Annotated in this window: 1 protein-coding gene; it reads left to right on the top strand. The window is 41.3% G+C overall.

From position 1 onward, the window contains the following. Positions 1–337, top strand: a 337-nt coding sequence (locus tag D7X96_RS40605; RefSeq protein WP_208647445.1) for a hypothetical protein, incomplete at its 5' end; no start/stop codon positions are given. Positions 338–1,384 lie beyond the last annotated feature (1,047 nt).

Below are 1,384 nucleotides of genomic sequence, written 5' to 3'. Positions count from 1 at the left end.
TGGGCGGCAAACTCGCATTTTCCAGCTTTCCTCCGCTCTGAGAGGAGGAAAACCGGCAGTTGCAGCTTTACCGCTGCTCTCATCGGCGGTAAATTGGATTTTCCAGCTTTCCTCCGCTCCGAGAGGAGGAAAACTGGCAGTTGCAGCTTTACCGCTGCTCTCATCGGCGGTAAAGTTGATTTTCCAGTTTTCCTCCGCTCTGAGAGGAGGAAAACTGGAAATTGCATTTACGCCGCGGGTTCATGTGGCGAAAATCTTTCAATCCGATTTTTCATCCTTTTTCCCCTTCTTTCGCTTGTTGGTGGGTCATGGGTCCGGGCTTAGTTCCACAAAATGAAGGATGGACATGTGTGAATCACAATTGGGTCAAATAATATCAAATCACAATAAAAACACCATAAATCGAATGTCTCTCGTATTACCCCTTCACTTTACTTAACAAGCAAAGTAAGCTTACCAGAACCGTTACCTTAAAAAACCAGAGATCCTGATATCTATGATTGAGAATATAGGTGAAGCCACCAAAATCTTCATTTCAACAGGACAACCAGAAAAACAAATCCTATACTCGCAAACATGCCCTAGTAGTCGATACATCGCTGCTTTTCTGTGCATGTGAACTCCAATGGGGTGTTCAGCTTCGGTCCGAAGCTGTTATCGAGCTTGACTTGACCACTTCCATCAGTCCTAGGGCCTGTTGGTTAGGTCCAGAGAGTTTCCAAGTCTAAGCATGTCAAAAAAAATAATAATAATAAAGCTGTATATGTTAATTGCAAGATTACAGAATCTTTTGTGTCATTGCTTTCGATTAGAAAGGTGATGACACTCGATGCTTTTAAAATTTCTTTCATACAAGTGTTCTCTTAAGGGCCCTCCGTTTGCGTGAATTTGAATTCTTAACAACTTACTATCAAGTGAATCACACCGATGATCATTAAAGAGTACGAGTGATGAAAGATTTAAGGATGGAGTTGTAGACAGGTGCGAATTGCATTAATAGAGTGATATCTCGGATATTATTGCCTCATTTTGGGGATCTTATTTGATGACCATTTATATATTTCTACTTTTATTTCTGGGGCAGTATATATATTCAAAAGCCTAGAAATTCAATTCAGCATGTGTCAATTGCCAAAGTCAGCTTGTGTGATTTTTTTCTCTCCATTCATATCATGCGGGAGTTCACTAGATATGGGCTACAAGAAAAAACGGAACTATTGATTCTTTCATTTTATTTTATGTTAATTGGAAATGGAAAGGTCTTGCGACTTTATTCGGACACTCACGCAGCTTTACCGCCGCTTGCATGGGCGGTAAACTCGCATTTTCCAGTTTTCCTCCACTATGAGAGGAGGAAAACCGGCAGATGCAGCTTTACCGCCGC

Origin of the sequence: Corallococcus interemptor, assembly GCF_003668875.1 — a bacterium.
Lineage (GTDB): Bacteria > Myxococcota > Myxococcia > Myxococcales > Myxococcaceae > Corallococcus > Corallococcus interemptor.
The sequence above is the reverse complement of the archived record's forward strand: the minus strand, read 5'-3'. Positions and strand labels throughout refer to the sequence as shown.